The 24,065-nt window shown below is 55.4% G+C and carries 21 protein-coding genes; 15 read left to right on the top strand and 6 right to left on the bottom strand.

The genetic code is table 11. The features are described from left to right. The first annotated feature begins 171 nt into the window (after window positions 1–171). The 9 genes from tig to HGAS_RS02155 all read left to right on the top strand — a co-directional run bounded on the left by tig (window position 172) and on the right by HGAS_RS02155 (window position 8,356). The gene (tig, locus tag HGAS_RS02195) at window positions 172–1,518 is read left to right on the top strand and encodes a trigger factor (RefSeq protein ID WP_019126292.1); all 1,347 of its coding nucleotides are present in this window, start codon (window positions 172–174) and stop codon (window positions 1,516–1,518) included. Between the two features lie 234 nt (window positions 1,519–1,752). Next, the gene (locus tag HGAS_RS02190; RefSeq protein WP_009409080.1) at window positions 1,753–2,361 is read left to right on the top strand and encodes an ATP-dependent Clp protease proteolytic subunit; all 609 of its coding nucleotides are present in this window, start codon (window positions 1,753–1,755) and stop codon (window positions 2,359–2,361) included. Beyond that, complete coding sequence (locus tag HGAS_RS02185; protein WP_009409081.1) at window positions 2,361–3,008, top strand: ATP-dependent Clp protease proteolytic subunit; 648 nt, start codon at window positions 2,361–2,363, stop codon at window positions 3,006–3,008. Before HGAS_RS02190 ends, HGAS_RS02185 begins: the two co-directional genes overlap by 1 nt. Before the next feature lie 195 nt (window positions 3,009–3,203). Further along, window positions 3,204–4,457 (top strand): ATP-dependent Clp protease ATP-binding subunit ClpX, encoded by a 1,254-nt coding sequence (gene clpX, locus HGAS_RS02180; RefSeq protein ID WP_019126291.1) that lies wholly within the window; start codon window positions 3,204–3,206, stop codon window positions 4,455–4,457. Window positions 4,458–4,473: 16 nt separating this feature from the next. Continuing rightward, the gene (locus HGAS_RS02175) at window positions 4,474–4,785 is read left to right on the top strand and encodes a chorismate mutase (RefSeq protein WP_019126290.1); all 312 of its coding nucleotides are present in this window, start codon (window positions 4,474–4,476) and stop codon (window positions 4,783–4,785) included. Between the two features lie 103 nt (window positions 4,786–4,888). Then, complete coding sequence (locus HGAS_RS02170) at window positions 4,889–5,380, top strand: hypothetical protein (protein WP_019126289.1); 492 nt, start codon at window positions 4,889–4,891, stop codon at window positions 5,378–5,380. Window positions 5,381–5,451: 71 nt separating this feature from the next. Then, window positions 5,452–6,465, top strand: coding sequence for an efflux RND transporter periplasmic adaptor subunit (locus HGAS_RS02165; protein ID WP_051007848.1), 1,014 nt, complete (start codon window positions 5,452–5,454; stop codon window positions 6,463–6,465). Continuing rightward, on the top strand, window positions 6,462–7,151 hold the full coding sequence (locus HGAS_RS02160; RefSeq protein ID WP_019126287.1) for an ABC transporter ATP-binding protein: 690 nt from the start codon (window positions 6,462–6,464) through the stop codon (window positions 7,149–7,151). Before HGAS_RS02165 ends, HGAS_RS02160 begins: the two co-directional genes overlap by 4 nt. A gap of 89 nt (window positions 7,152–7,240) precedes the next feature. Then, window positions 7,241–8,356, top strand: coding sequence for an ABC transporter permease (locus HGAS_RS02155; RefSeq protein WP_314967539.1), 1,116 nt, complete (start codon window positions 7,241–7,243; stop codon window positions 8,354–8,356). Window positions 8,357–8,463: 107 nt separating this feature from the next. Here HGAS_RS02155 and HGAS_RS02150 read toward each other — a convergent pair whose 3' ends face one another. Further along, a complete protein-coding gene (locus tag HGAS_RS02150) occupies window positions 8,464–10,389 on the bottom strand; it encodes an AMP-dependent synthetase/ligase (RefSeq protein WP_019126285.1) in 1,926 nt (641 codons plus the stop codon). A gap of 4 nt (window positions 10,390–10,393) precedes the next feature. Continuing rightward, a complete protein-coding gene (locus tag HGAS_RS02145) occupies window positions 10,394–12,268 on the bottom strand; it encodes a chloride channel protein (RefSeq protein WP_019126284.1) in 1,875 nt (624 codons plus the stop codon). A 229-nt stretch (window positions 12,269–12,497) separates the two neighbouring features. On the opposite strand from HGAS_RS02145, the gene HGAS_RS02140 reads away from it, so the two are divergent. Continuing rightward, window positions 12,498–13,487, top strand: a complete 990-nt coding sequence (locus HGAS_RS02140; RefSeq protein WP_019126283.1) for a malate dehydrogenase — start codon at window positions 12,498–12,500, stop codon at window positions 13,485–13,487. A gap of 112 nt (window positions 13,488–13,599) precedes the next feature. Here HGAS_RS02140 and HGAS_RS08390 read toward each other — a convergent pair whose 3' ends face one another. The 4 genes from HGAS_RS08390 to HGAS_RS02120 are packed head-to-tail and all read right to left on the bottom strand — an operon-like array spanning window position 13,600 to window position 17,256. Next, on the bottom strand, window positions 13,600–14,493 hold the full coding sequence (locus HGAS_RS08390) for a metal ABC transporter permease (protein WP_019126282.1): 894 nt from the start codon (window positions 14,491–14,493) through the stop codon (window positions 13,600–13,602). Then, window positions 14,487–15,359, bottom strand: coding sequence for a metal ABC transporter permease (locus HGAS_RS02130; RefSeq protein WP_233993669.1), 873 nt, complete (start codon window positions 15,357–15,359; stop codon window positions 14,487–14,489). The genes HGAS_RS08390 and HGAS_RS02130 overlap by 7 nt, the downstream gene beginning before the upstream one ends. Continuing rightward, a complete protein-coding gene (locus HGAS_RS02125; protein WP_233993668.1) occupies window positions 15,328–16,077 on the bottom strand; it encodes a metal ABC transporter ATP-binding protein in 750 nt (249 codons plus the stop codon). Before HGAS_RS02125 ends, HGAS_RS02130 begins: the two co-directional genes overlap by 32 nt. 9 nt (window positions 16,078–16,086) lie before the next feature. Beyond that, complete coding sequence (locus HGAS_RS02120; RefSeq protein WP_019126279.1) at window positions 16,087–17,256, bottom strand: metal ABC transporter substrate-binding protein; 1,170 nt, start codon at window positions 17,254–17,256, stop codon at window positions 16,087–16,089. Between the two features lie 225 nt (window positions 17,257–17,481). Between HGAS_RS02120 and glyA the strand changes: the two genes are divergently transcribed. From glyA to HGAS_RS02095, 5 genes are all read left to right on the top strand, one after another. Next, window positions 17,482–18,771 carry a serine hydroxymethyltransferase gene (glyA, locus tag HGAS_RS02115; protein WP_019126278.1) on the top strand — a complete coding sequence of 430 codons (1,290 nt, stop codon included), beginning with the start codon at window positions 17,482–17,484 and terminating at the stop codon, window positions 18,769–18,771. Next, window positions 18,768–19,670 (top strand): bifunctional methylenetetrahydrofolate dehydrogenase/methenyltetrahydrofolate cyclohydrolase, encoded by a 903-nt coding sequence (locus HGAS_RS02110; protein WP_019126277.1) that lies wholly within the window; start codon window positions 18,768–18,770, stop codon window positions 19,668–19,670. The genes glyA and HGAS_RS02110 overlap by 4 nt, the downstream gene beginning before the upstream one ends. 456 nt (window positions 19,671–20,126) lie before the next feature. Beyond that, the gene (argF, locus tag HGAS_RS02105) at window positions 20,127–21,122 is read left to right on the top strand and encodes an ornithine carbamoyltransferase (RefSeq protein WP_019126276.1); all 996 of its coding nucleotides are present in this window, start codon (window positions 20,127–20,129) and stop codon (window positions 21,120–21,122) included. 7 nt (window positions 21,123–21,129) lie between these two features. Then, window positions 21,130–22,068, top strand: a complete 939-nt coding sequence (gene arcC, locus HGAS_RS02100) for a carbamate kinase (RefSeq protein WP_009409099.1) — start codon at window positions 21,130–21,132, stop codon at window positions 22,066–22,068. A 104-nt stretch (window positions 22,069–22,172) separates the two neighbouring features. Continuing rightward, a complete protein-coding gene (locus HGAS_RS02095; protein ID WP_019126275.1) occupies window positions 22,173–23,750 on the top strand; it encodes a YfcC family protein in 1,578 nt (525 codons plus the stop codon). Window positions 23,751–24,065 lie beyond the last annotated feature (315 nt).

Raw genomic sequence — 24,065 nt, 5'->3', positions numbered from 1 at the left:
TCGTAGATGAGGCCACTTGAGCGGCAAATGAAAGAACATCGTGCTGGCGATGATGGCCGGCGGAAAATGTGAAAGCGCACAGCCAGCTAGCAGCTTTGGCGTGAGCTGTTGTAGGCTAGTTCAGTTGAAATACGCGCATTTTGCGCCCAAGAAAAGACCTGGAGAATCCACGTGAAGAGCACTGTTGAGACCCTCGAGCCCACAAAGGTTCGTCTGACTGTTGAAATCCCCGTTGAGGAACTGAAGTCAGAGATGGACAAGGCGTACAAGAGCATCGCCAATCAGGTGTCCATTCCCGGCTTCCGTAAGGGTCACGTTCCCGCTCGCATCATCGACCAGCGTTTCGGCCGTGCAGCCGTCATCGAGCAGGTTGTCAATGAGGTTCTTCCCGGTCAGTACTCTGCTGCTGTTTCCGAGAACGAACTGCGTCCCATGTCCCAGCCCGAGGTTGAGGTCACTGAGATCCCCTCAACCACCGGTGAACTGACCGGCCAGCTGGTCTTCACCGCTCAGGTTGACGTCGTTCCCGCATTCGATATCCCCGAATACGGCAAGGACACCGTCATCGAGGTTGATCCCGTTGAGGTTACCGACGAAGACGTTCAGGAAGAGCTTGACGCGCTGCGTGGACGTTTCGCATCCCTGAAGACCATCAAGCGTCAGGCCAAGACCGGTGACTTCGCGACCATCGATCTGGTTGCCACCATCAATGGTGAAGAGGTCGACTCCGTTTCTGACGTTTCCTACGAAATTGGCTCGGGCACCATGCTTGACGGTCAGGACACCGCGCTGCGTAAGACCCACGCAGGCGACGTCGTCACCTTCACCTCGACCCTCAAGGGCGGCGAGCACGAAGGCGAAGAAGCAGAGGTTACCCTGACCGTTAAGTCCGTCAAGGAGCGCGAGCTTCCCGAGGCCGACGACGATTTCGCTCAGATGGTTTCCGAGTTCGACACCATCGACGAGCTGAAGGAAGACCTCAAGAAGCAGGCGGCACAGACCAAGCAGTCCCAGCAGGCACTGCAGGCACGCGATCGCCTGGTTGAGAACCTCCTGTCCCGCACCGAAATTCTTCTTCCCGAGTCGGTCATCGAGCACGAGCTCAGCCACCGCGTTGCAGAAGATGCTTCCGCAAAGGCAAAGAAGGAAGCTCGCGAGGCCATCGAGAAGGAATACCGCACCGAGATCCTGGCTGAAGAACTCGCCAAGAAGAATGAGGTTCAGGTCGGACAGCAGGAGCTCTTCGATTACGCAATCCAGATGTCCCAGACTTACGGCATGGACATCAACCGCCTCTTCTCTGACCCCCAGCAGATCTCCGCTGTTGTCGCCGATCTTGGCCGCGCAAAGGCCCTGATCGAGGTCCTCAGCGAGGTTACCGTTAAGGACACCGCTGGCAACGACGTTGACCTCTCCGAGTTCCTCGGTAAGGGCGACGAAGAAGCAGCCGCCGAGGCCGCAGCTGAGACCGTTGCAGAGGTCGAGGAAGCTGCTGCTGAGATCGCCGACGAGAAGTGAGTGATCTCGAGCGTCGCTAGGATTTCCGCTTCGCGGAATTCATGACTGAGATGTGGGCCGAAACCAAATGGTTTCGGCCCACACTGCATAACGGCTTCGATGTTCTGGTCTTTTCCATGCGCCCTGAGCGAAAAGACTGCTTTTAGAGCGCCAAGTCTTCGATGAACCGATAAGTTTGGATCCAGTGAGGTTTCATGAGTGGAACCGGACCCTCAATTTGTAAGGAGAGCGTGAATGGCTATTCAAGCCTCGGGCGGAAATGAAACGCCCATGGGACTGGGAGATTCGGTCTACCAGCGCCTGCTGAAAGAGCGCATCATCTGGCTCGGTGGCGAGGTGCGAGACGATAACGCAAACGCGATCTGTGCGCAGCTCCTTTTGCTGGCTGCAGAAGATCCCGAACGCGATATCTACCTGTACATTAACTCTCCTGGTGGTTCCGTGACCGCCGGTATGGCTATCTACGACACCATGCAGTACGTGAAGCCTGATGTCGTCACCGTTGGCATGGGCCTTGCAGCGTCGATGGGGCAGTTCCTGTTGACCGCTGGCGCTCCCGGAAAGCGTTACATCACGCCGCACACTCGTGTTTTGCTCCACCAGCCTTTGGGAGGCGCGGGCGGTAGCGCAACGGATATTCGCATTAACGCGGATCTGATCTTGGGCATGAAGAAGGAACTGGCTCAGATCACCGCATCGCGCACCGGTAAGTCTGTCGAGCAGGTTGAGGCAGATGGCGATCGCGACCACTGGTTCACAGCTCAGGAAGCACTGGAATACGGCTTTGTCGATCAGGTTATCGACAGCCCGCAGGAAATTGGCAACCGTGGAGGAGAAAACTGATGAGCACTCAGCCCTATTTCGACGCAGTTGCCCGCCAAATGCCTCAGGCGCGATACGTTCTTCCGAACTTTGAAGAGCGCACTGCATACGGTTTTAAGCGTCAGGACCCTTACGCGAAGCTTTTTGAAGACCGCATTGTCTTCTTGGGCGTGCAGGTTGATGATGCAAGTGCGGATGACATCATGGCTCAGCTGCTGGTTCTTGAATCTCAAGATCCCGATTCGCTGATCACCATGTACATCAATTCGCCCGGTGGCTCATTCACCGCAATGACCGCGATCTACGACACGATGCAGTACATCAAGCCGCAGGTCCAGACGGTTTGCTTGGGCCAAGCAGCATCTGCCGCTGCTGTCCTCTTGGCCGCCGGCTCTCCCGGAAAGCGCCTTGCTCTTCCCAACGCTCGCGTCCTGATCCACCAGCCCGCGATGGAAGGAATGCAGGGACAGGCCTCGGACATCCAGATCATTGCGGATGAAATTGACCGCATGCGTCTGTGGCTCGAAGAGACACTCTCTGCTCACTCGGGTAAGCCGGTCGAGGAAGTTCGTCGCGATATTGAGCGCGATAAAATCCTCACCGCCGCTCAGGCTGAAGAATACGGTTTGATCGACCAGGTTTTGGCTTCTCGTAAAGCGCAGAACTAGTTGACAAGTTTGCGACTGCAAACAATCGCCGTTTAAGGCAAACGGGAGAGAGCGCTTCGGCGTTCTCTCCCGTTCCTATTGAATGACCGGTCTTACACTACGGATTCCGCGCGTCAATTCGCTGTTAGCGACCGCGTGAATTAGGCTAGATTCCAGTAAAAGCCCAATTTTTGGGATAGTTTTCAGGAGGCGCAGGTGAGTCGTTTAACCGACGGAGCAGAGGCCCTGAAGTGCTCGTTCTGCGGAAAGAGCCAGAAACAGGTCCGCAAGCTCATTGGTGGATCCGGTGTCTACATCTGCAACGAGTGCGTTGATCTCTGTAATGAAATCATTGCCGAGGACTCCGAGCCGACAAGCCAGCCTTCTTCTCTGCCTCTACCCAAGCCTCGGGAAATCTATAACTTCCTTGACTCCTGGGTCATCGGCCAGGACCGTGCGAAGCGTGCACTTTCGGTGGCTGTGTACAACCACTACAAGCGCGTCCGTTCTCGTGAAGCTGGCAATGAAGAAGATATGTATGGCACGAAGTCAAATATCTTGCTTCTCGGTCCTACGGGTACGGGTAAAACTCACTTGGCTCGTTGCTTGGCGCGTCTGCTGGATGTGCCTTTCGCAATCGTTGATGCGACAGCTCTGACCGAGGCCGGTTACGTCGGTGAAGACGTTGAAAATATTTTGCTTCGCCTGATTCAGGAAGCCGGCGGAGATATTAAGAAGGCTGAACGCGGCATCATCTACGTCGACGAAATTGACAAGATCGGACGTAAGGGAGAAAACGCCTCCATCACGCGTGACGTTTCTGGTGAAGGCGTGCAGCAGGCTCTTCTGAAGATTATCGAAGGAACGGTGGCTTCGGTGCCTCCGCAGGGTGGTCGCAAGCACCCGCACCAGCAGTTCTTGGAGATTGATACCTCTGGAATTCTCTTCATTGCTGCGGGAGCATTCGCGGGGATTGAAGAAATCGTCAAGGCTCGTTTGGGCCAGCGTTCCACCGGTTTCGGTTCGGAATTGAAGTCTTCCGCTGAGATGGGCGATCTCTACGAGTCCGTTACCGCTGAAGATCTTCACAAATTCGGCATGATTCCGGAATTTATTGGTCGTCTTCCCGTACTGACCTCGACTAAGGAACTTTCTGAGGAAGATCTGGTTCGCGTGTTGACCGAGCCAACGAATTGCTTGGTCTCTCAGTATCAGCACCTCTTTGAACTTGATGGAATTACCTTAGAGTTCACTCACGATGCACTTCTTGCAATCGCCGAGCTGGCAAATCAGCGCAAGACCGGTGCGCGAGGTTTGTCATCAGTCATGGAAGCGACGCTGTCTGACCTGATGTTCGACCTTCCCTCCCGTGATGATGTTGCGCGCGTGGTGGTGACCCGTGATGCTGTCCTTGGACAGGGAAGCGCTGAGTTGTACGAGGCCGAGCCCGCTTCCGTACAGAGCGCCTAAGTAAGTTGGGGGAGTAGTGGCAGAGAATCAGCTACCGAGTGAACTGATCGAAGCGCGTAAGACGATCGATAATATCGATGCTGCTCTGATTCACATCCTTGCTGAACGCTTTCGTTGCACTCAAAAAGTGGGTGTCATCAAGGCTGTTCATGAGCTTCCGCCCGCCGATCCTGCCCGTGAACAGGTCCAGATTGCACGTCTTCGGGCGCTCGCTGCAGAGTCTGGTCTGGATCCAGATTTTGCCGAAAAGTTTTTGAACTTCATGGTTAAAGAAGTTATTCGTCACCACGAGGATATTAAGGCCGCATACTCGCAGTCAGAATTGTGATCCTTTCATCCTTAATGGAATTGATTCTCACGGACTCCTGATGTAGGATGTTATCAATTCGTTATCAAACGATGCGAAAATGTTATAAACAACAGGAGATTCGATGCAGAATCCTCGTCCCTCCCGTCGGCTTGCGCTGTGTGCGCTCGCCCTGACCTTCCTCCTCGCATCCTGCAGCCAAGGGGGAACAACCTCATCCCAAACAACACAGGCGCACGGTAAAGGCTCATCAAGCACAGCTAGCGCGGCCTCGTCCACTTCAAAAGACCCCAATATTGCATTCGGACAATGCATGCGGGCACAGGGCTACGATGTCCCCGATACCGGCCTTACTCCCGATCAGATAAGCGACACTTCTGATGCATTTAACGGTGCGATCAACAAGTGTATGCAAGAGGTTTCTTCTCTGGTTGGAGAGCAAGATGACCTCACCAATGATGCTGCTACACGCCAATTGCTGGTTAAGGGGGCACAGTGCCTCAGAGATCTTGGCTATGACGTCAAAGACCCCAAGCCCGGTGAAGGCGTCAGTATCCAAAATATTCCCAGTGACGCCGTCAACAAGTGCTTTGGGAACCCCAGGGGTGGGAAGTGAAAATCCATCCTTTCATCTCATCGCATCGCGGTAGTGCACGTGTCCTAGCTGCGGCGATTGCACTCGCATGTATGAGCGGTTGCGCACATAGCTCTGGAGCAGCTTCAGATGCAGCTGAATACTCGGGTGCAAGCGCGGAGATTACTCGCGGTGATCTGGTCGGGGAAACAACTGTCCAGGGAACCCTTCATTACGCGGACTCCTACACACAGAAATCTGCCTTTGATGGTGTGATCACGGCTCTTCCCACCCCGGGTTCGACGATCAAACTTGGTGAACGCATCTACACGGTTGGAGGTCAGAGCTCCTATCTCCTTCACGGAAACACGCCTGCCTGGCGTACTTTTGAAAATGGAATGAGCGACGGTGAAGACGTCAAGCAACTAGAAGAGTCTCTTGCAAAGTTGGGACATTTCACGGCAGAAGCTGACTCTCACTTCGATTGGCGCACCCAAGCAGCGATCAGCCAATGGCAAAAGTCTTTGGGGATTGCACGTGATGGAGTCCTTCCGCTGGGGCAGGTTCTCTTTGCTTCGGAAGATCTTCGAGTTGGCGCGCTTAAAGCGCGGGTCGGTGATAGCGTCGCAAATGGAACAGAACTATTTGCGGCCTCGTCTTCCAGGCAGATTATTTCGGCAAATCTCAAGCTCTCCGATCAGGCACTCGGTGTCGTTGGGAGCGCGGTGACGATTCGTCTTCCGGGAGCACAAACAACGAAGGGCACAATCTCCTCTGTCGAACCCCCGAAAGAAAAGACCAGTTCAGAGGGTGCGGATCAGCAGGGAACTACAAAGGATCGCATCATTCCGATCACTGTAACCCCCGATGACCCTGCAGCGACAGAAAAGCTCCAAGAGGCCTCGGTGTCGCTGGGTATCACCTCGCAGACGAAGAAGGATGTCCTTTCTGTGCCGCTGGGAGCTCTGGTGGCCATCACGCCTGATCAATTCGGAGTCGAGGTCATCGGTGACGATGGAAAGACGACTCGCGTTCCAGTGCAGACAGGTTTATTTGCCGGGGATCGCGTTGAGGTTGCCTCTGATGATCTGCATGCGGGACAACGCGTGGTGGTGCCGAACCGATGAGTTCACTGCTAGAAGTGCGCGAAGTTCGTCGTTCATATGGATCGCCGCCGGTTAACGCCTGTGATGGGGTGAGTCTGAGCGTCAGCAGGGGAGAATTCGTTGCAATTGTCGGACCATCGGGCTCTGGGAAATCAACATTGTTAAACCTGATCGGTACCCTAGATCGGCCTGATTCAGGTTCGGTAATGATCGATGGTATGGATGTTTCTTCCCTCAATGATGCTGAACTATCGGGTGTTCGTGCTTCTCTCATTGGCTTTGTTTTCCAGCAATTTCACCTCTCTCCGGGAGTGAGTGCCTTGGATAACGTTGCCGATGGCCTGCTTTATCGTGGGATTCCACGGGCGCAACGCCGCGAAAAAGCACGTGAAGCCTTGGAAAAAGTGGGACTCGGTCACCGTATTGAGCATCGTCCCCATCAAATGTCTGGAGGCGAGCGCCAACGCGTTGCGATCGCACGAGCTCTTGTAGGGGAGCCGGCCCTTCTCTTGGCTGATGAACCTACGGGAAATCTTGATTCACGTTCGGGGGATGCGATCGTTTCACTGCTTCGCGAGTTAAACGATGCGGGGACGACCATCATCGTTATTACTCACGACAACGATCTTGCTGCCTCTCTTCCCAGACAAATCATGATCCGTGATGGTCGGGTTGTCTCGGACTCCGGTAGTGAGGTGATCTTGTGAGCGGCGACAGCACTCAGATTGTTCATTCCTCACGTTTACGAGGCAGTGATGTTGCGCGCCTTGGGGTCAGCGGTTTGCGTGCGCGGCCGATGCGCGCTGTTCTGTCCGCCCTGGGTATTGCCATCGGTATCGCTGCGATGGTCGGCGTTGTCGGTGTTTCGGCATCCTCTCAGGCTCAACTCCATGAGCAGCTTCAGGCTCTGGGCACCAATATGCTGACGGCTCGCTCTGGTGCAGATCTATCGGGAGCCAATCTTGTCCTACCCGAAGATTCAGTCGGCCGAATTCGGATGATTCCAGGTGTGAAGGATGCCTCTTCAACCTCCACGCTTTCGGGTGTTTCGGTGTATCGCTCGCGCCTGATTGACCCGAATGCAACGGGCGGAATCCTCACGATGGCCGCACCGACCAACCTCCTTGACGTTGTTTCGGGAAAAATTGCTCGTGGAGCGTGGCTGAATGAAGCGACATCGCAGTATCCGGGAGTGGTTTTGGGAGCCCAGACGGCCAGCCTCTTGGGCGTGACCAGTCCGGGTGGCCAGGTCTGGCTTGGGAATACTTCCTTTACAGTGCTGGGCATTCTTGAACCTGCCCCTTTGGCAGAAGAACTTGATCATGCAGCCCTCATTGGTATTCCCATTGCCCAGAAGCTGTTTGGCGCAGGCCAAACGCCAACGACTCTCTACGAGCGCTCTGAGGATTCTCAGGTTGAGCAGGTCAGAGAACTTCTTGGTCCAACCCTTGCCCCGCAGGGCGCGACTGGGCTGAAAGTTTCACGGCCTTCGGATGCCCTTGCCGCGCAAAATGCTGCGGATCAAACTCTGACAACTCTGCTTGCGGGGGTTGGATCAATCGCGCTGCTCGTGGGCGGAATCGGGGTCGCGAACACCATGATTATCTCGGTGCTTGAAAGACGTCGAGAGATTGGCCTGAGGCGCTCACTGGGGGCGCGTCGCGGACATATTTGCATCCAATTCCTTGCCGAGGCCTTGATCCTCTCCTTCCTCGGTGGCTGCGTTGGATGCGTCATTGGAGCACTTGTCACCTGGGGGATGTGTATCGCATACGGGTGGCCCGTCACCATCGCGTGGTATGTCATTGCCGCAGGTTTGGGTGCTCCCTTAGCGATTGGAGCAGTTGCGGGACTCTATCCTGCCCTGCGTGCGGCTCACACGCCGCCAACCGCTGCTCTGGCCTCGCAATAAGTTGAGCCCGGTGCATCGCTTCTCCTCAAGCGATGCACCGGGTAGAGCCGTGAATTCGTAGTGATCTTTTGGGCTGGGCACGTCTATCACGGGCTTGGCCCAGTTCCTTATTCGCTTTGAACAGGGCCACCGTAGATGCTGTCAATCACCTCTGCATAGCGCTGAAGAACTGCCTTGCGTTTGACCTTGAGAGAAGGGGTGAGAAGTCCATTCGCCTCGGTGAAATCACTTGTGAGGACGTGAATCTTTCGAATCGATTCCGCGCGTGAAACATGTTCGTTCGCGCGCTCAACGGCGCGTTCCAGAGCTGAAAGCACCTCGATATTCGTGGCAGCCTCACTGATTGACATGGGAGGCAATCCGTGGTTTTGGAGCCACAATTGAAGCATTTCTGGGTCGAGAGTGATGAGTGCCGAAATGAAGGGACGCTTATCACCCACAACAATCACCTGTGAGATCAAAGGATGGCCACGCAAGGGATCTTCCAGTGACGCGGGAGCGACGTTCTTTCCACCAGCGGTGACAATGATGTCTTTAGCGCGACCCGTAATTCGGACGTAACCATCGCGGTCAAGCGAGCCTAAATCACCGCTCTTAAACCAACCGTCCTCGGTAAAGGCCTCGGCAGTTGCCTCGGGATTGTTGTGGTAGCCACGGAAAACTGATGGCCCCTTAATAAGGATTTGTCCTTCTTCGGAGATACGCACCGATAGGGGAGGAAGCGCTGGCCCAACGGTGCCAATCTTTGACAAGCGGGGTGTGTTCACGGAAAGAGGACCCACAGTTTCTGTAAGGCCGTAGCCTTCCAAAACGGGAAGTCCAAGTCCGGTATAGAAATGGGCAAGTCTTTGCGATAGGGGAGCACCACCGGAGATGATGTAGCGGGCGTTGCCGCCGACAAGCTGCAGAATCTTCGAATAAACCAAGCGGGTAGCGGCAGCGTGCTGCATCTTCAGTCGGCGTGAGGGGCCTTCGGGAGTTTCAAGTGCCTGCGAGTATTCGACAGCGACGTTTGCAGCCCAGCGGAAAATCTTTTGCTTTCCGCCGCGACCGGCCTTCGCATCTGCTGAGTTGTAAATCTTCTCAAGGACACGAGGAACAACAAGCAGATATGAAGGTTTGAAGGTCGCCAGGTCCGAGAGCAGATTCTTGATATCAGGGGTGTGGCCAAGGATTCCTTCGCCGCTGAGTTGGAATACCTGTAGGAAACGCGCGAAAACATGGGCGAGGGGAAGGAAAAGGAGCAAACGCGAATCCTGTCCCATGGCGATTTCGGGCATCCACGCATGGGAGTTGAGCGCGAGCTCGGTAAAATTGCCGTGGGTGATTTCAGTGCCCTTCGGGCGTCCCGTTGTCCCCGAAGTGTAAACAATTGTTGCCAGGGTATCGGTAGTCAGTGCTTGAGTTCGGGCTGCAACAGACGCGCGTGGCACCGTGATACCCGCATCTCGGATGGTCTGCATTGCTTCCGCGTCAAGGGAGAGCACGGTGATGTCATCTTTACCAAGACGGTGACACGCGTCCAGCGCCAGTTCACGCTGGGTGACTGTTTCCGTCACTATTGCACGGACGTCTGCATCTTTGATGATGTACTCAATCTGTTCGCCCGAGGATGTTTCATAAATTGGAACGGGGAGTAACCCCGCGGTCCATGCGGCAAAGTCTAGGAGCGTCCACTCGTAGCGTGTTCGTGACATGATCGCGATTGCATCACCGTAGTTGAGCCCCAGACCGATGAGTCCAGCTGCGGTGGTCTGGACGTCTTCGTAGAACTCTGCTGCAGTCATGTTCTGCCACGTCGACCCCATTTCGAGCTTGCGTGCAATCAGCGGGCGTCGGGGTGCACGCTGGACGCGCTTGGCCAGAAGGTGGGGGATTGTCGTGTGCTCATCAATACGAACCAAGACGGGCGCATGCCATTCCAAAGCGTGGGTTTCACCGTCGATAACGTCTTCGTTACCTGGGGCGGGCTCTGCGGGTAAAACGCTGGTGTTCTCGGCTGGAAGTTCCGTGTGTGCGGGTGTTTCAGACATGCCTTCAGTCTACGTGGCCAGAAGCGTGGGAATGGTGTTCTTTCCAACGAGATCCCCATGATGTCTTCTGCCCTGCTGCGATGGCGCGCTTTTGTTGCGCAGCAATTTCCTTCACGAGGCCCTGCTGGGTGATCCATCCCAAGAGATGAGGAGTGGTGGGATCCTCGTCCACGACCGCGAGCGCCCACGGATTATCGTCTGCGCTCATGCGAGAAAGGATCTGGGAGGGGCGAGCTGACTGGGGGAATGAAGAAGACGTGTCTAGAGCAAGAGAAGAGATTCGCGTGTGCGGGGGAAGGTCTCGTGAAAGGAAAGAAGTGAGTTCGTTTACCGTGAGCATCCCCAAGTAACGGGGCTGATCACGATAGCGATCCGTCGCGGCGATGACAGGAAGAGATGGGACAGATGCTGCTTGGAAATACTCCTGCGCCTGTAGAAGCGTCATGTCCTCAGTTAATACTCGCTTTGGCTTTGTCATGAGTTGACGCGCGCTTCGGCGGCCAAGCAAGGTGTCGTCGACGGGTTCGTGGAGGACGTCACCTCGGCGGCGAAGCTTTTCTGTGTAGATCGTTGAACGGGTAAAAAGCCGCGAAGTGAAGGTGGCAATGATGACAGCGAGCATCATTGGTAAAACCAGAGAGTATTGACCGGTCATCTCGACGATGATGAGAACCGCGGTCATTGGTGCGCGTGCTGCTCCAGCAAAAGCTGCTCCCATTCCGATGACACCAAAGATCGCGCTTTGAGAAACTGCCCAAGGGGAAACGAGTTGACCGAAGATCATCCCCGTCATTGCTCCCATAAAGAGTGTTGGGGCAAAAACTCCTCCTGATCCGCCGATGCCGATGGTGTAGGAGGTATAGAGAATTCTTCCGATTAATAGAAGAACGAGGAAAGGTATCGAGTAAGAGCCAAAAATCGCGGAAATTTCGATGGGGTAGCCCGAACCGTACATGTAGGGGAAAGCGATGAGTGCACCTCCCAGAGCGATGCTCAAGATACCTGCGCGGCACCAGTTGGGGAGGGGGATATGCGCCCAGAGGGCATCAATCCAGTCCTCGCTGAGATAAAGGAACTTTGAGAAAGCGAGTCCGACAAGTCCCGCGATGACACCGAGGATGGCGACCCAAGTGATATCGGGAAGTGACTGCAGGGGGAAAGTCCCACCTAAATCAATGAGGGGGTGATCTCCAACGGCGGCCCGCGTGACCAATGAGGCAAGGACAGAGGAAACGACAACGTAGCCAAAGGCCTCGGCAGTGAATTGGGTAAGGATCACTTCCAATGCAAAGAATGCGCCAGCTAGGGGAGCATGGAAAGTTGCTGCGATTCCGGCCCCGCTGCCGCAGGCTGCTAAAAGGATCACTCGTTCCTTGGGAAGATGCAGGAGTGAGGCAAAAGATGATCCCAAAGATGCACCGATCTGGACGATGGGGCCCTCTCGCCCTGCAGAACCGCCGCCTCCGATGGTCAGGGCAGAGGCAAGTAGCTTGACGAGCGCGACTTTTGCAGGGATGTAGCCTCCTTTTTGCTGGACGGCCAGCATGACCTCGGGAATCCCGTGTCCCTTTGCAGAAGGGGCAAAACGCGAGATGAGCGGTCCGTAAATGAAAGCCGAGATTACGGGAGCAATGAGGAGGAATATCCAAGCCGGAATGCCAAGGCGTCCGTGTGCCTGGCCGATGTGCTGCGTGTAGTCCCAGTAACCGGTACTGACCCAGGTCCACGCGCCAATCATGAGATTGAAAAGGACTGCTGCCGATCCGGCGATTGTGCCAACAATTGCTGCGGCAATAGCGAGCGCGCTTCTATGCGCGGTGCACATGCGGCCGATGTGCGAAGCAAAAGTGTCTGAGGCTGAAGTCTGAGGATCGCTCACCTAGATATAGTAGGTCTGCTCACCTGCAGCTGCGTGGGACTTGAGTGTTTGTGAATCGCTAAAAGAATGCCTGTGATGGAGATCATAGGGAGAAATGCTGGATTCCTGTCGTACTTGGGACTGCTGACACCGCGAATTAGTCCTTCGAGGCAATAGGCTTGAGGAGTAACGATCATCAGGTCGTTGCGGCGAAGGATTGCCGCACGAAATAACTGAAGGAGTGCCCACAATGGCAGAACCTCGTATTGTCACCGTCACCGGTGCAGCCGGAAACATCGGTTACGCCCTTCTTTTCCGCATCGCTTCGGGAGCCGTGTTCGGTCCGGATACTCCCGTTAAGCTCAACCTGCTGGAGATCCCCCAGGGCGTGAAGGCCGCTGAGGGCACCGCAATGGAGCTTGATGACTGTGCATTCCCGTTGCTCGCAGGCGTGGATATCTACGATGATCCCAAGGCTGCCTTCCAGGGCACTAACGCTGCCTTCTTGGTTGGCGCAATGCCTCGCCGTGCTGGCATGGAGCGCGCTGACCTCCTCGAGGCCAACGCCGGTATCTTCGGCCCTCAGGGCAAGGCCATCAATGACGGCGCTGCTGAAGACGTGCGCGTTCTGGTTGTTGGCAACCCCGCAAACACCAACGCAACCATCGCAGCTCACGCAGCCGGTGACGTTCCCGCATCGCGCTTCACCGCAATGATGCGTCTGGATCACAACCGTGCAATCTCGCAGCTGGCACACAAGACCGGTGCAGCTGTTGCCGACGTGAAGAACTTGGTCGTGTGGGGCAACCACTCCGCAGATCAGTACCCCGACGTCTCCTACGCAACTGTTGCAGGCAAGGCAGCAACCGAGCTTGTTGACGAGGCCTGGCTTGCAGATTACTTCCGCCCGACCGTTGCCAAGCGCGGCGCGGCGATCATTGAGGCACGCGGTGCATCCTCTGCTGCATCTGCCGCAAATGCCGCAATCGATCACATGCACGATTGGGTACTGGGAACCCCCGCCGGAGAGTTCACCACCGCTGCAATCATGTCCGATGGCCAGCACTACGGTGTTCCCGCAGGCCTGTGCTTCGGCTTCCCTGTCACCTCCGACGGTGGCGAGTGGAAGGTTGTCGAGGGCCTCGAGGTTTCTGAGGCAACTCGCGCTGGCATTGATCACAACATTGCTGCTCTCCAGGACGAATACAACACCGTCAAGGAGCTCGGCTTCATTAAGTGAATCTCGCCGAAACTTACGGTTTGATCAAGAGTCGGTTCGCCTGACTTTCTTGGTCTAACGGCTTGAGGGGCGCCGCATTGCGGCGCCCCTTTTATCTACTCACGCGTTGCTTTCATGCCTCATTTCTCTGGCGCATAACGCGCCGCCGCGCTGGGGTTGAGCCGGTTTTTAGCCTCGAGGCCAGAGCCTCCCAAGTCACGCACCCGCAGAAGAAAATTCCTGCCGCTAAAGCAATGCATCCTCCCGTTGATAGCTCGAAAATAAGGGAAATGCCGAAACCGCAGGCGGAAATTGCAAGAGCCGCGAGCGCTGAAGCGACCATTAAGACTCCGGGTCGGGCAATAAAACGCATCAAACCGGCACTTGGCGCAATAAGTAACGCCAAGGGGAGTAGGGTACCGACCGCGGGAATCATAACGATGACACAAACCGTGATAAGAGCCGAGATAAGCGCGTCGGTTAGCGCAAAGGCGCTGGGGGAGGAACGAAAGGCGGCTCGGTACCCCTGTGCGTCGAAAGACAAGAGGAGAATGTGGCGTCCGCGCAGGGCAAGAACGCATAGCGCGCAGATCATTGCGATGCCCGCAAGCACAATATCCACCGGAGTAACGGTCATGATTGACCCCGTAAGGAAGCTCGAAATCTGCAGGGGCAAGGGTGCAAACCACTTTGAGAGGAAATAGCCCAGGGCAAAACTGAAGGTCAAGACGACCCCGGCGGCGGCACCGCCCGAGACTCCTGGGATTCGTGCCAGGGCGCTCATCAACGCTGAAAGAGGCAAACATAATCCAAGAGCGCCCAAGAATACACACAGCGCAAGAATGCTGTGATCCTTGGTGAAAACGGATGCGCACACGACACCGATCACCGCGCCCGGAAAGGCTCCGTGCGTGATTGACTCAGCAAAGAACACGCGGCCGCGCAGGACAGTCATTGTCCCAACAATTCCGGAGAGAATTCCTAGCAGCGTCAGTTCTAACAGGGGAAGGAGAAGGATCGCTAACATGTCCGAACTCTCTTTCGTGCACCGTGTATTCCGACGATGAGCGCGCACAAAGCGACCTGGGTAAGTGCAACTGAGGCTTGGGGTGAAGTAGGTCGGGAAAGGGGAATCAAAAGAGTCGCCATCCCCAGCGCGCCACCCGCGCAGGAAAGAAGTACTGAATAGGCCAGCATCTGCCTCGGCGATGAGGAAAGAAGGCGGGCAGCGAGTGCGGGTACAACGAGGTACCCCACGACCAAAAGAACACCGATCGCCGAGGCCCCCGCGACGACGATCGCGCACATTGCAGCGTTGAGGCAGACATCGCACAGCGTCGTGGGTACTCGCGCGGCGCCAGCTCCCGCCCTGTCAAAGGCGCACATGAGCTGAGCACGCCACGAAAGAACGACTAGGACGCAAGCGAAAAGGCAAAACACGAGGGAAATTGCCATGCGCTGGGGCGTAACCTCCAGAAGGCGTCCAAACATCAAGGCCTCCATTTGGCCCGACATATCGCCCTTTTTGAGGGAAATAATGACGCCGAGCGCAAAGAAAGAGGTCAGGACAACTGCCGCAGCGGCCTCGTGCGCACGGTGTCGCATTGCCCAGGTCAATGCGGCAGCAACGAATATTGCGCAAACTCCTCCGCCCGCGGGGATCCAATCGATACCGCCGAAAACCGCGCCGACGACGATCCCCGGGAAGATTGAGTGGACCGAGGCCTCGGCGCCGAATTGCCAGTTGCGCAGATTGACCAGGGTTCCAACCGCGCCCGCTGCAATCCCGAAGAGAACAAGGAAGAGCAGGGGGCGGAGGAAAAAGGGAGAGAGCCACAAGGGCGGAGCACTTGCGATCGCACTAAACATTGTGGATCCCGCCGAAAGCTTCATTGATGATTTCCGGACGGAAAACCTGGGAGGTTGGCCCATAGGCAACTTGGCGCCCAGCCACAATCAGGCTCTCATCGCACACTTCGGTTGCGACCCGATAGTCATGGGTTGAGATCATGAACGCTGTTCCCTGAGCTTTTGCTTGGCTGATGAGCGAGAGAAGAGCTTCGCGGTTGGGCTCATCCAAACCGTTGAAAGGTTCGTCAAGCAATACCAGTCGAGGCTCAGCAACCAATGCGCGCGCGACCAGAACGCGCTGGCGTTGCCCGCCGGAAAGGGTCCCAAAGCGCTCGCGGGAACGCTCGACTAAGCCAATCTGTTCTAATGCTGCACTGACCGCTTCTTTCTGTTCACGACTGAGCGGATGTAGAAGCTTAGCCTTGGGGTACATTCCCATCTCGACGACCTGACGAACGCTGATGGGGAAACTCAAGTCGATATCACTGTTTTGTGGGACGTAGCCCAGGAAATCCAGCGGGCAGCTCACTTCTCCAGAAATGACTTGAGCGCTTCCCAAGAGTGCTCGCATGAGCGTTGTCTTTCCCGATCCATTCGGGCCGATCAAAGCGAGGGCATGTCCGGGGCTGAGCGAGAGGGTGATTCCCGTCAGGACCGGTGTCTGGGAGTAGCCGATGCTGGCACTTTTGGCTGAGAAGACAGTGGTGCCAGCATCGCGGCCCTCGTCAGGCTCCGAAAACATATGAGCGTCTGCGTTCATTATGCTCGCTTAACGCTTGAGCTCTGAAGGCAGGGGAGCGATCGTTCCATCCCAGGCTTTTGTCATGGTTGTGACGTTATGGATGATCGACCCGATGTAGGTTTCGCCTTCACTGCCCACGGGCCCAAGGGAATCTCCGTAGAGTGCGTCGTCGCCAATGATGGCTTTGACTCCCGCGGCGCGTGCAATCGTTTCAATTGACTTCGAGTTATTGGAGTTCTCTGCGAAAATCGCGCTCGCTCCAGATTTCTTCACTTCCTCGCTTGCCTGTGCGATGTGCTCAGCGGTTGCATCCTGTTGTTCATTGAAATCAGAAAGTGCTGCACCGATGAAACGAATGCCGTAGCGTTTCGACAAATATCCGAAGGCATCGTGGGAGCTAAAGAGGACGCGCTTATCGGCGGGAACGCTGTTAAAGCTGTCCTTCGCCCACGCATCGAGGGAATCGATACGCTTTGCGTACTCTTCGGTTGCCGTCCTGTATGCCTCGGCGTGATCCGGGTCTGCTGCTGAGAGGAATTCGCCGATGTTGCGGACCTGCAGGGCTGCGTTCGCTGGAGAGGTCCAGACGTGAGGATCGTAGGCGAACTCCGGCTCGCTCTCTCCTTCTTCCGGCGGGAAAGGCCAAGGTGCGGCCTCGACAGTGTGCGTGCCTCGCGAAACCGAGTAGGGGAGTTGCTTGTCGCGCTGTTCCTGACCCTGGGGATCCTTGAGGTCGGCGGCAGTGAGAATTCCCGAGGTCACTCCCATCGTTCCCTTGAAACCAGAGGCGCTCACGGCCTGATCCAGGAAGTGCTCGAGGTCGACGCCCGAGACGAGCAGGACTTTCGCCGACGCAAGTGCTTGCAATTGCTGGGGAGTCATTTCGTGCTCGTGTGCCGAGGCGTTGGGGGCAAGTAGACACGTGAGCTGAACTTTTGCGCTGGCTTGCTCGGCGGGGGCCCCAATATGGGATTGCGTTCCAGTGGCGTCAGTTTTATCGAGCGAGATGGAGTTTTGTGCCGAGGGCTGCTGCGCAATTTGGGTGACATAGTCGCAGATCTGGGTGGTGCTTGCGACGAGGGAGAGTGAGGTGGAGCCCGACTGTGAAGATGCAGTTGAGCACGCGGCGATCGAAGTCGCACCCAGTAGGCAGACTGCTGTGGCGGCAAGGAATGAACGCGAGTGAACGGCAGACATTGAAGTTCCTCTTCATTGGGGTGTTATCTAATTATGGCTTTCTTTGTCAAAGAGTTCGCATAGCCGAACTTTGAGAAAGGTTATCGTAACTAAGTGAATTTAGCTAGGCCTTAGTTCCCACAAAACGGACGATTTTGGACGAAACCTCGGAAGTGGCCTCGTCGTGGGGTAAAGTAAAGGCAAAATTCGGGGATTACCCGGCTCACGACTTTGCAAGGACTCGCAATGGATACGCTCAATGACCTCCCACTGCGCCAGCTCGATCCCGAAATCCAGGCGGTTTTGGATAGCGAATTGGAACGCCAGCAGCACACGCTGGAAATGATTGCCTCGGAAAACTTCGTTCCGCGAGCGGTGCTTGAGGCGCAAGGCTCCGTCCTCACAAACAAGTACGCGGAAGGCTACCCGGGCCGTCGCTACTACGGTGGATGTGAGTTCGTCGATGTTGCGGAATCTCTGGCGATTTCGCGTGCAAAGGAAGTCTTCCAAGGCGCGGACTACGTCAACGTCCAGCCTCACTCAGGTGCTCAGGCAAATGCTGCAGCCCTCATGGCGATGGCAAATGTTGGCGATACGCTGCTGGGCCTATCCCTGGCGCATGGTGGCCACCTCACTCACGGTATGCGCCTGAACTTTTCAGGCAAGAACTATCATGCAGTTGGCTACGAGGTCGATCCTCAGACGATGCGTATTGAACCCGAAAAAGTTCGCGAGGCTGCACTGCGCGAGCGCCCGCGAGTGTTGATTGCGGGATGGTCGGCTTACCCGCGTCACCTGGACTTTGCAGCATTCCGCGAAATTGCCGACGAGGTCGGAGCTGTGTTGTGGGTTGATATGGCCCACTTCGCGGGCTTAGTTGCCGCTGGTTTGCATCCCTCACCGGTTCCTCACGCAGATATTGTGACCACGACTGTTCATAAGACTTTGGGCGGGCCTCGTTCGGGAATGATCCTGTCCTCGCGGGGGGAGCAGTGGGGCAAGAAGCTTGATAGCGCGGTCTTCCCCGGCCAGCAGGGTGGTCCGTTGATGCATGTTGTTGCCGCGAAAGCCATTGCGATGAAGGTTGCTCAGACCGAGGAATTCCGGGATCGCCAGCAGCGCACCTTGGACGGCGCTCAGGCCATTGCAGAGCGTCTATTAGCTCCCGATGCTCAGGCCGCAGGGATTCGCCTGGTGACGGGTGGTACCGATGTGCACCTCGTTCTGGTTGATCTAGTGAACTCTTCGCTGGATGGACAGCAAGCTGAGGACCTTCTCCATGAGGTTGGTATTACGGTCAATCGCAATGCCGTGCCTTTCGATCCTCGCCCGCCTAGGGTGACTTCGGGCCTTCGTGTTGGAACTCCCGCGCTTGCGACGCGTGGGTTTAGCGTTGCTGATTTCGAAGAGGTCGGTGACATTATTGCTACGGCTCTGATTCAAGGGGCCAGTGGACAGGTGGAAGTTGAGGCTCTGCGTGCGCGAGTACGCGCTCTGACGGATGCCCATCCTCTCTATGCGGGCCTGAATCAATGAGGGCTCCGTGGGAAGGCGATGCTCGTGTTCTGGACGGCACAGCGTGCGCGGCTCAGATCAAAAATGAACTTCGTGCAAGGGTTGAAGTTTTACGCGCTCACGGAGTTGTTCCAGGGCTTGGAACGATCTTGGTCGGCGAGGATCCGGGGTCCGTTGCCTATGTTGCTGGAAAGCATCGGGACTGTGCCGAGGTGGGAATTGAATCGATTCGCGTGGATCTGCCTGCCCATGCCAGTGAGGATCAGATTCTCGAGGCCGTGGCTGCTCTGAATGCAGATCCTCCCTGCACGGGGTTCATCGTTCAGCTTCCCTTGCCGCGTGGAGTGGACACGAACCGTGTCCTCGAGGCTGTGGATCCTGACAAGGATGCCGACGGTCTTCACCCGACAAATCTCGGCCGATTGGTGCTGCGGGGGAGTGAAGCTATTACCTCTCCTCTGCCATGTACGCCGCGTGCAGTCATTGAGTTAATTCAGCGCAATGGGATCGATCTTAATGGTGCCGATGTGTGCGTTGTTGGACGCGGAGTTACTGTCGGTCGATCAATTGGGCTGTTGCTTACGCGTAAAGACATCAACGCGACGGTGACAATCTGTCATACCGGAACACGGGATTTGGCAGCGCATACGCGGGCGGCGGATGTCGTTGTTGCTGCCACGGGCTATGCGGGCTTAATCACTGCGGATATGGTTCGTCCCGGTGCCGTTGTGCTGGATGTGGGCGTTTCTCGCGTCGTCGATCCGGAAAGTGGGAAGGCGCGCTTGATGGGTGACGTCGCCGACGGTGTTGACCGCGTCGCAGGTTGGCTCTCACCAAATCCTGGGGGAGTGGGGCCAATGACGCGCGCGCTCTTGCTGATGAATGTCGTCGAGGCTGCGGAGCGCGGTACAAACGCGTGAATTTTTATCTGAATAGGTGCAAATAGTCAAGCTTTCATTATTGCTTTTATTAAAGCTTAGCTTTGTGGAAGCTTGACTATTTTCCTTTCAGTCTGTCATTAAACTTGAGCTAAGTTGATTCAATGTTCTGTGAATTCTGCGGCGGCTTTGTTTGCTCTTCTTCTCAAAGAGTTGGTTTGAAGCGAAAAGTTATCAGTTCTGGAATTTAGTCTGAGTTTTTCTGTTGCATGCTGCTGTAGCGCTGCTCGTCTTGAAGCTTGAGGTAAGCGAGATTCTTCAGAAGGATTCTTGGTTGCAGTTTGAAAAAAAGTTTACTTAACGGCCTCTAACTATTTGTTTTGAGCCTTGCATTTTTTGGGGTATACGTGTAGCTTTCCTGTGAGCAGGCTTACAACCTGTTATCCGGTACCAAGGTGGTTGCCGGTGTTTTCTATGAATTGTCAGGAAGGACAAGTCATGCCAGTTAACTTGAGTGGACGTCATTTTCTCAAGCTTCTCGATTTCACTTCTGATGAAGTTCGCTACCTCATCGATCTCTCGAGCCAGTTCAAGGCACTGAAGCTTACTGGGACGCCCCACCGTTACCTCGAAGGCAAGAACATTGTTCTGCTGTTTGAGAAGACCTCCACGCGTACTCGTTGCGCATTCGAGGTTGCCGGTATGGACCTTGGTATGGGCGTCACCTACCTGGATCCGGGCAGCTCTCAGATGGGCAAGAAGGAATCCATCGAAGACACCGCACGTGTCCTCGGCCGCATGTACGACGGTATTGAGTACCGTGGTTTCGCTCAGGAGATCGTTGAGGATCTTGCTGCGAACGCCGGCGTTCCCGTGTGGAACGGTCTGACCACCGAGTTCCACCCGACTCAGATGATTGCCGACATGCTCACCGTTCAGGAGAACTTCCCCCAGGGAATCAAGGGCCTGAAGTTCGTGTTCATGGGCGATGCTCGTAACAACGTTGCTAACTCGCTGATGGTTGTTTGCTCGAAGCTCGGTCTGCACTTCGTTGCATGTGGCCCGAAGGACCTTATGCCCGCTGACGAGCTTGTTGCACAGTGCCGTGAGATCGCCGAGGAGACCGGTGGAAGCATCACGCTGACCGATGACCCGGTTGAGGCATGCACTGGTGCTCACGTGGTTTACACCGACATCTGGGTTTCCATGGGTGAGCCGGCGGAGCTGTGGGAGAAGCGCATCAAGGAGCTCAGCCCCTACCGCGTGACCGAGAAGCTTATGGCCCTGACCGATTCCGAGTCGATCTTCATGCACTGCCTGCCCTCTTTCCACGACACCAAGACCACAATCGGCGCAGATATCGCCGAACGTTTCGGTGTCACCGAGATGGAAGTTGAGGATGCGGTGTTTGAGTCCTCGAAGTCCCGTGTCTTTGATGAGGCGGAAAACCGCATGCACACCATCAAGGCCGTGATGTACGCAACCTTGAAGTGAGGTTGTTGTGGGACAACGACTTGTAATTGCACTTGGTGGTAATGCCCTTGGCAATACCCCCGCTGAGCAACTTGAACTGATCAAGGAGACCGCTCGGACCATTGTTGATCTCGTTGAGCTTGGCAATGACGTGATCGTTACGCATGGTAACGGTCCCCAGGTCGGAATGATCAAGGTTGCAACCGATAACTCGGCAACCAAGGTTGGCGGCACTCCCAGCATTCCGTTCCCGGAGTGTGGCGCTATGTCGCAGGGCTACATTGGTTACCATCTTCAGCAGGCGATTGATAATGAACTTGCTGTTCGTTCTATCGACCGCCACTGCGCTTCAGTCGTGACGCAGACTGAGGTTAACGCAGATGATCCTGCGTTCTCTAAGCCTTCAAAGCCCGTGGGCGCCTTCTTTACCGAAGAAGAGGCCAAGGCTCTGATGGAAGAGACGGGTAACACTTACGTTGAGGATGCCGGCCGCGGATGGCGTTGGGTGGTTGCTTCCCCGCTGCCGACTCGGATCGTGGAGATTCCCGTTGTTAAGTCATTGATCGATGCTGGTCATATCGTTGTTGCCGTTGGTGGCGGCGGTATTCCGGTTGTGTCGACCGATGAAGGGTTCAGTGGTGTTCCTGCAGTGATCGATAAGGATCGCTCGGCAGCGCTGCTGGCACAGGAAGTTAATGCTGATCTTCTGGTTGTACTGACCGCAGTTGATCAGGTTGCAATTAACTTCAACAAGCCGGATCAAGAGAATCTGGCGACGATGACGCTCGCAGATTGCCATCGTTACATCGATGAAGGCCAGTTTGCGCCTGGTTCAATGCTCCCGAAGGTTGAAGCCTGCATGGGATTTGTTGAAGGCAGCGCTGGAAAGAGCGCCCTGATCACCTCACTCAAGCGCGCAAAGGAAGCGCTTGCAGGTGAAACGGGTACTCGCATTCTCGCGGAGTAGTGCTCACGCGTGTTGCTGCCTCCACTTGATGAAATATGAGTGGAGGCAGCAACGCGTTGCACTTTTTTATACCTACAGCGTTGTAAAGGACATTGGAGTCTGTAATGACATCAACAGCAGTTGCGGATTCGCAAGCTACTCCGCAAGCAGAAGCGCCAAAGCGGCGTTTTAAACTACATGTGCCTACTGCATTCACCATCCTCTTCATTCTTACCGTGATCGCTGTTGCGGCAACATGGATGGTCCCAGCAGGTTCTTACTCGAAGCTGGCATTCGATTCTTCGAGCCAGATGCTTCAGGTCACCTCTCCTCAAGGTGAAGTTGAGAGTCTTCCCGCAACACAGGAACAACTCGATAAGCTCAACGTTAAGATCGGCATTGAAAAGTTCACCGGTGGATCGCTGAAGAAGCCAATTTCGATCCCCGGAACCTACCAGCGTCTCGATTCGACTCCCCAAGGAATTGCAGATATCACCCAAAGTATGGTGACCGGTACAATTGAAGCTGCCGACATCATCGTCTTTATCCTTGTTCTTGGTGGTCTGATCGGTGTCGTCAATGCAACTGGCGCCTTTGAGGCCGGCCTTCTAGCACTAACAAAGAAGACGAAGGGACGCGAGTTCGCGCTCGTCTTCATGGTCTCACTCCTGATGGTCCTCGGTGGAACAAGCTGCGGCCTTGAAGAAGAGGCGGTGGCGTTCTATCCGATCCTTGTTCCAGTCTTCTTAGCGCTAGGATATGACTCGATCATCTGTGTCGGTGCCATATTCCTAGCGGGCTCGATGGGAACAACCTTCTCGACCATCAATCCCTTCTCGGTGGTCATCGCGTCTAATGCTGCTGGCATTGTCTTCACTGAAGGCTTGGCTTGGCGTGTTTTTGGATGCGTCGTCGGCGCTGCAGTCGTCATTGGCTACTTGTGGTGGTACGCAAAGAAGATTAAGGCTAATCCTGCAGCATCCTACACTTGGGAAGACCACGAAGAGTTCAACGCTCAGTGGGCCCTGAAGAGCACCAATGAGGGCTTCGAGTTTAACTGGCAGAAGAAGCTCATCCTTATCCTCTTCGTTGCAGCATTCCCGATCATGGTGTGGGGTGTTATGAGCCAGGGCTGGTGGTTCCCGACCATGGCCGCATCCTTCCTTGCAATCACGATTATCATCATGCTCCTTTCGCTCTTCGGCAAGAGCCGTCTGAACGAAAAGGCTCTGGTTGATGCATTCACCGAAGGTTCGTCGAGCTTGGTGGGCGTCTCTCTGATTATCGGTCTTGCTCGTGGTATCAACTACGTCATGGAGCAAGGCAAGATCTCGGATACGCTGCTGTACTACTCCTCGAATATGGTTGAAGGTATGAGCGGCCCGCTGTTCATCTTGGCGATGCTCGTGATCTTCTTCTTCCTTGGATTTATCGTCCCGTCCTCTTCGGGCCTTGCCGTTCTCTCGATGCCAATTTTCGCTCCTTTGGCCGATACCGTTGGTATTCCTCGTTGGATCATCGTTTGTGCTTACCAGTGGGGTCAGTACGCGATGCTCTTCCTCGCTCCGACCGGCTTGGTTATGGCAACGCTGCAGATGCTCGATATGAAGTACTCTCACTGGCTTAAGTTCGTCTGGCCAATGGTTGCTTTCGTCCTCGGCTTCGGTGGCCTCATGCTTGTCGCTCAGGTTTTGACCGCCTGAGAGACTGAGCAGATACCCAACACTCAACCTGATACAACCCGGTAATTTTCCCGGTTGTGCGGTCGTAAGCAATGGGTACCTCCCTCGACTTTGGGGGAAAAGGAGAAAGAAGAAGGCTCGGGGTCTGTGTTCGGTGTTGCGACGACACAGGCCCCGAGTCCTTTCTATAGCAATGCTGCGCTTCAATGAAGATGCGCGGCACGAAGTACGTCCCTCTTTCACCAAAGGTCAATTCGATTGCTCTCGTGAGCCATTAGATATGAGCCACGATAATTCTGAGGAATTCGATGATGAATGAATCGCGTTCTTGTTCAA

The organism is Actinomyces sp. ph3 (genome assembly GCF_000308055.1).
Taxonomy (GTDB): Bacteria; Actinomycetota; Actinomycetes; order Actinomycetales; family Actinomycetaceae; genus Pauljensenia.
The sequence above is the reverse complement of the archived record's forward strand: the minus strand, read 5'-3'. Positions and strand labels throughout refer to the sequence as shown.